At 32.0% G+C, this 6,300-nt stretch carries 5 protein-coding genes and 1 tRNA gene; 3 read left to right on the top strand and 3 right to left on the bottom strand.

Annotated features, from left to right (window positions below; all coding sequences use genetic code 11):
* Positions 1 to 4 precede the first annotated feature (4 nt).
* Positions 5 to 91 (bottom strand) — tRNA-Ser (locus ABI549_RS08005).
* A 256-nt stretch (positions 92 to 347) separates the two neighbouring features.
* Here ABI549_RS08005 and ABI549_RS08000 point away from each other — a divergent pair.
* Both ABI549_RS08000 and ABI549_RS07995 read left to right on the top strand, forming a co-directional pair.
* Positions 348 to 1,523: an acetyl-CoA C-acyltransferase gene (locus ABI549_RS08000; RefSeq protein WP_348075937.1), complete on the top strand. Its 1,176-nt coding sequence runs from the start codon at positions 348 to 350 to the stop codon at positions 1,521 to 1,523.
* A 72-nt stretch (positions 1,524 to 1,595) separates the two neighbouring features.
* Complete coding sequence (locus tag ABI549_RS07995; protein ID WP_348075938.1) at positions 1,596 to 2,357, top strand: C40 family peptidase; 762 nt, start codon at positions 1,596 to 1,598, stop codon at positions 2,355 to 2,357.
* Positions 2,358 to 2,395: 38 nt separating this feature from the next.
* Here ABI549_RS07995 and ABI549_RS07990 read toward each other — a convergent pair whose 3' ends face one another.
* Positions 2,396 to 4,012, bottom strand: coding sequence for an ATP-binding cassette domain-containing protein (locus ABI549_RS07990; protein ID WP_348075936.1), 1,617 nt, complete (start codon positions 4,010 to 4,012; stop codon positions 2,396 to 2,398).
* A 154-nt stretch (positions 4,013 to 4,166) separates the two neighbouring features.
* Here ABI549_RS07990 and ABI549_RS07985 point away from each other — a divergent pair, with 154 nt between their 5' ends.
* Positions 4,167 to 5,558: a thioredoxin-like domain-containing protein gene (locus ABI549_RS07985; protein ID WP_348075935.1), complete on the top strand. Its 1,392-nt coding sequence runs from the start codon at positions 4,167 to 4,169 to the stop codon at positions 5,556 to 5,558.
* Positions 5,559 to 5,634: 76 nt separating this feature from the next.
* On the opposite strand, the gene fsa is transcribed toward ABI549_RS07985, so the two are convergent.
* Complete coding sequence (gene fsa / locus ABI549_RS07980; protein ID WP_091477526.1) at positions 5,635 to 6,291, bottom strand: fructose-6-phosphate aldolase; 657 nt, start codon at positions 6,289 to 6,291, stop codon at positions 5,635 to 5,637.
* Positions 6,292 to 6,300: the final 9 nt, after the last annotated feature.

The following is a 6,300-nucleotide window of genomic DNA, read 5'->3' as shown; positions in this document are numbered from 1 at the left end:
GAAGCGGAGAGTAAGGGATTCGAACCCTTGGTACAGTTACCCATACGCTTGTTTAGCAAACAAGTCCTTTCGGCCACTCAGGCAACTCTCCAATAAAGAATGTAATTCTCCCTTTTAAGCGGTTGCAAATGTAGGGTATCAAACGAATATTACCAACTTTTTAGTTATTTATTTTTATTTTATTTGTTATTAATTTTTAAAACATTTAATAATCAACATTATACAATAAAAATGAATTTATTATTTAAAACTAAATAGTTATTATATTCAAAAAAAAACTAGTTAAGAACTATAAAATCTTTTTAAAATTAGTAAATTCGCCACTGTAATTTAAGAATATTTCAAAAATGAAAAAAGTAGTTATAGTATCAGCAGTTCGTACTCCTATTGGAAGTTTTATGGGAGCATTATCAAGTGTTCCTGCCCCTCAATTAGGAGCAATTGCCATTAAAGGTGCATTAAATAAAATAAACTTAGATCCAGCTTTAGTAAATGAAGTATATATGGGTAACGTAGTACAAGCTGGTGTTGGACAAGCTCCTGCTAGACAAGCAGCAATTTTTGCAGGTTTATCTAACGAAGTAGCTTGTACTACAATAAATAAAGTTTGTGCTTCTGGGATGAAATCTGTTATGTTAGGAGCGCAAGCAATTATGTGTGGCGATGCCGAAATCGTAGTAGCTGGTGGTATGGAAAACATGAGTATGATTCCACATTATGTTCATTTGAGAAATGGTGTGAAATTTGGACCAACATCAATGCTTGACGGTATGCAAAAAGATGGATTGGTCGATGCTTATGATCAACAAGCTATGGGTATTTTTGCAGATTTATGCGCTTCTGAATATAAAATCACTAGAGAAGATCAAGATAATTTTGCGATTCAATCTTACGAACGTTCTGCAAAGGCTTGGGATGCCGGAAAATTTGATAACGAAATTGTTCCTGTAACTATTCCACAAAGAAAAGGTGATCCAATTGTAGTTTCTAAAGACGAAGAATATACTAATGTAAAATTAGATCGAATTCCTACTCTAAATGCTGTTTTCACTAAAGATGGAACAGTTACCGCAGCTAACGCTTCAACTATAAATGATGGTGCGGCAGCAATGATATTAATGAGTGAAGAGAAAGCATTGTCAATGGGATTAAAGCCATTAGCTTATATAAAAGGATATGCAGATGCAGCACAAGAACCAAAATGGTTTACAACTGCTCCTGCAAAAGCATTGCCAATCGCTTTAAAGAAAGCCGGATTATCAACTTCTGATGTAGATTTCTTCGAATTTAACGAAGCTTTTTCAGTAGTAGGATTAGCTAATGCACAAATTCTTGGTTTAGATAATAATAAAATTAATGTAAATGGTGGTGCTGTTTCTTTAGGTCATCCTCTTGGATGTTCTGGAGCGAGAATCATTGTTACTTTGATAAACGTTTTACAACAAAACAATGCTAAAATTGGCGCAGCTGCTATTTGTAATGGTGGCGGTGGTGCTTCAGCAATTGTTATCGAAAAAGCCTAAAAAAAATTACGAATTACGAATTATGAGTTTTAGAATTCATAATTCGTAATTTAAAATTCATAATTGAATTACATGTTTGGAATTTGCAATTTAGCCAATATCCCTTTACGAATAGAGCCTAGCGACCGAAGTGAATTAGTTTCGCAGGTTTTATTTGGTGAGCATTTTAGTATTTTAGAACATACTCAAAAATGGTCTAGAATACATTTAGCATACGATGATTATGAAGGCTGGATAGACAACAAACAATTTGCAAAAATTACCGAAGAACAATTTGAACAACTATCTAAAGATTCTATTGTTTTAAATTCTGATTTGATAGAATATATTACTTCTCCTAAAAATATATTAATCCCTATTCCTCTTGGCGCTTCCTTATCTTTTTTAAATCATGAAGCAATAAATACTGATAATTTTTCTTTCGAAGGTTTAAAAATTAGTGGTATAAAACCCAAATCTAATCTTATAAACACTGCATTTATGTACATGAATGCACCTTATTTGTGGGGCGGAAAAACACCTTTTGGGATAGATTGTTCAGGATTTACACAAATGGTGTACAAATTAAATGGTTATAAACTTTTTCGCGACGCTTCCCAACAAGCAAGCCAAGGAGAAGCATTAAGTTTTATTGAAGAAAGTGAGCCTGGAGATTTGGCTTTTTTTGACAATGACGAAGGAAATATTATACACGTTGGTATCATTATGGACGATAATTACATCATTCACGCCAGTGGAAAAGTAAGAATTGATAGATTAGACCATCTTGGAATTTATAATGCCGAAACAAATAAACACACGCATAAATTAAGAGTTATTAAGAAAATCATATAAATAAAAACTCCAGCAATTGCTGGAGTTTTTATTTTAATTTAAGAATACATTTTCTTTCTTAATTCCTGAATTTTTTCATCTTCCAGATATTCATCAAAAGTTGTATAACGATCTATGACTCCTTTTGGTGTAATTTCTAGTACACGATTGGCAACAGTTTGTGCAAACTCATGGTCATGTGTTGTAAATAATATGGAACCTTTAAAGTTTTTTAATGAGTTATTAAATGCTGTTATCGACTCTAAATCTAAGTGGTTTGTAGGTTCGTCGAGCATCAATACATTAGCGCGCATCATCATCATACGAGATAACATGCAACGTACTTTTTCTCCTCCAGACAAAACACGACCCGTTTTCAGCGCTTCTTCACCAGAAAAAATCATTTTTCCAAGGAAACCACGTACATAAACTTCATCGCGTTCTTCTTCGGTTTTTGCCCATTGGCGCAACCAATCTACTAGCGTCAAATCATTTTCGAAAAAACTATGATTGTCGGCAGGCAAATACGACTGGTTAGTTGTAATTCCCCAATCGAAAGTTCCAGAATCGGCAGTCATATTTCCGTTTAATATTTCGTAAAAAGCTGAAGTAGCACGAGAATCTTTAGAAAAAATAACCACTTTATCTCCTTTTGCCATATTCAAATCTACATTTTTGAATAAGACTTCTCCATCTATCGAAGCGCTTAAATCTTGTACATTCAAAATCTGATCTCCAGCTTCACGTTCGGTATCAAAAATAATAGCTGGATAACGACGAGATGATGGTTTTATATCGGATAAATTTAATTTATCGATCATTTTTTTACGAGAAGTTGCTTGTTTAGATTTGGCAACATTGGCACTAAAACGACGAATAAATTCTTCTAATTCTTGTTTCTTTTCTTCGGCTTTCTTATTTTGTTGTGCTCTTTGTTTTGCAGCTAATTGACTCGATTCGTACCAGAAAGTATAGTTTCCTGAATAATGGTTTATTTTTCCGTAATCGATATCAGAAACGTGCGTACAAACTGAATCTAAAAAGTGTCTATCGTGAGAAACTACTAAAACTGTATTTTCATAGTTAGCCAAGAAATTTTCTAACCAACCTATGGTTTCAAAATCCAAGTCGTTGGTAGGTTCATCCATAATCAGAACGTCAGGATTCCCAAATAATGCTTGCGCCAAAAGCACACGCAATTTTAGTTTTCCTTCCATATCACCCATAAGCGTGTATTGATAATCGGCAGAAATTCCAAGATTAGAAAGCATGGCGCCAGCATCAGATTCGGCATTCCAACCATTCATTTCTTCAAAACGGACTTGCAACTCCCCTATTTTATCAGCATTTTCATCTGTATAATTAAGGTACAATTCGTCCATTTGACTTTTTACCTCAAACAAAGTTTTATTTCCCATCATTACGGTTTCCAGCACCGTTTTATCATCAAACATATTGTGATTCTGGTTTAGAACCGACATACGTTTTCCTGGTTCTAGAATTACACGACCCGAAGTTGGGTCTATTTCTCCTGCAATTATTTTAAGAAATGTTGATTTTCCAGCACCGTTTGCTCCAATAATTCCGTAGCAATTACCTTGAACAAAGGTTGTATTTACTTCGTCGAATAAAATTCGCTTACCAAATTGTACTGATAAATTTGAAATTGTTAACATTGATTTATTTTTTATAAAAGTGTTGCAAAAGTAACAAAAATAGTGGAGTTTTGAATCTAATACTTTACAATATCTGTAAGTTTAATTTAACTGATTGTTAACAGCATGATATCAATTATAAAAATATATTTGTTTATCAATAAAATAACATTAGATGATTGCCTATTTCAAAAAAATACTTTTCCTACTTCCTATTACTTCTGTCGCACTTTTGTGTTCTTGCAAACAAGGAACAAAAGAAGATGGCTATAAAGCCTATTTTGGTGGAGAAATAATAAACCCTAATTCGAAATATGTCTTTTTATGTAAAGATAATGAGGTCATAGATACTATTGTTTTAGACGATAAAAATAGATTCCTTAAAAAATATGACTCTCTTGCTCCAGGCATGTACACTTTTAAACATGACCCTGAGTATCAGCAAATTTATTTCGAGAAAAACGATAGTTTAATGATTCGTCTAAATACGAACGAATTTGATAATTCCCTTACATTTTGTGGTCGTGGAGACGAAAAGAATAATTTCCTGATGGAACTTTTCTTGAAAAATGAAGCAGACAAAAATGCAATTTTCGATTTGTATGATAAAGATTTTAAAACATTTTCGAAAGCCATTGATAAAAATTATAAGGCAAGTAAATCTTTTTATTTAAGAAGACAAACAGAAGTCGGTTGGAGTGAAGACTTCGATTTGTACGCAAAAGCGATGTTAGACATGTATTATTTTACTAAAAAAGAAATGTATCCTTTTGTGCATGAACGTCGTACAAATGAAGAAATTTGTAAATATTTACCTAAAGACTATTATGATTTCAGAAAACAGATAAATTTTAATAATGAAAAATTAACTAGTTTTTCTCCATTTGTTCGCTACTTAACATCGATGCTTAACAATGTAACTTGTAAAGATAATGATGAAAAATCATTACAGAATAATATTAAAAAATTACATGTTGCCGATTCAATATTTACAAATGTTAAGATTAAGAATTCTGTTTTAAATAATATTGCTTTTATGTATTTGCTAGAAGATCAAAATATGATGAGTAATAAAGAATTTTTGAATGAATATTTTAAACTTTCTAGTGATAAAGAAAAACAAAAAGAAATTAAGAATATTGAAGAATCTATCCAAAATTTATTGCCAAATAAATCATTACCGGATATTGATTTAGTAGATGCAAACGAAAAACCTGTTAAAATAAATAATTTATTTACTAAAAATACAGTTGTTTTCTTTTGGACTTCTGAGGCAAGTTCTCATTTAGAATTGGCGCATCAAAGAGTTACAGAATTGAAATCTAAATATCCTAATTGGAATTTTTTAGCTATAAATATAGATGATTCTGAAAAACAGTGGCAAAATTCATTGGCAAAATATAATTTTAAAAACACTACCGAATTACACGCCACGAACTTCCAGAATATTAAAGAAAAATGGGTAATTACTAAGATTCATCGTGTAATGCTTATTAATGCCGGAGGAAAAATAAAAAATGGTTTTGTAAGTTTATTTGATGCTAATTTTGAAGATTATTTAAAATAACATATTGAAATTAAAATAAAAAAGCGTTTAACATTTTATATGTTAAACGCTTTTTTGTTGCTGTAATATTTTAAAACTATTTATTCCCTTTTTCAAAATCTGCAATAAATTGAGCAATTCCAATATCTGTCAAAGGATGTTTTAGCAATCCTAAGATAGATGACAAAGGACCTGTCATGACATCGGCACCAATTTTAGCACAATTTACAACGTGCATTGTATGACGAACTGATGCTGCAAGAATTTGCGTTTCGAAACCATAATTATCGTAAATATCTCTTATTTCCTGAATTAAGTTTAGACCATCAGTAGAAACATCATCTAATCTTCCTAAAAACGGAGAACAATAAGTTGCACCAGCTTTTGCAGCTAAAAGCGCTTGTCCTGCTGAGAAAATTAAAGTAACGTTTGTTCTAATCCCTCTGTCAGAAAAATATTTACATGCCATAATTCCTTCTTTGGTCATTGGTAATTTTACCACAATCTGATCGTGTAATTCCGCTAATTCTTCACCTTCACGAACCATTCCTTCAAAATCCATTGCATTTACTTCGGCACTCACATCGCCTTCTACGATATTACAAATGTCAACATAATGTTTTAAGATGTTGTTTTTTCCTGTAATTCCTTCTTTTGCCATAAGAGATGGGTTTGTAGTAACGCCATCAAGAACTCCAAGGGCTTGTGCTTCTTTAATTTGTGCAAGATTTGCTGTGTCAATAAAAAATTTCATGTTTTATTT

It is taken from the genome of Flavobacterium sp., from assembly GCF_039932285.1.
In the GTDB taxonomy this organism is placed as follows: Bacteria; Bacteroidota; Bacteroidia; order Flavobacteriales; family Flavobacteriaceae; genus Flavobacterium.
This window is presented reverse-complemented; position numbering and strand designations above follow the sequence as displayed.

Coding starts and splice junctions, on each gene's coding strand:
- ABI549_RS07995 (WP_348075938.1), top strand. CDS start 1,596: ATGTTTGGAATTTGCAATTTAGCCAATATCCCTTTACGAATAGAGCCT.
- ABI549_RS07985 (WP_348075935.1), top strand. CDS start 4,167: ATGATTGCCTATTTCAAAAAAATACTTTTCCTACTTCCTATTACTTCT.
- fsa (WP_091477526.1), bottom strand. CDS start 6,291: ATGAAATTTTTTATTGACACAGCAAATCTTGCACAAATTAAAGAAGCA.
- ABI549_RS07990 (WP_348075936.1), bottom strand. CDS start 4,012: ATGTTAACAATTTCAAATTTATCAGTACAATTTGGTAAGCGAATTTTA.
- ABI549_RS08000 (WP_348075937.1), top strand. CDS start 348: ATGAAAAAAGTAGTTATAGTATCAGCAGTTCGTACTCCTATTGGAAGT.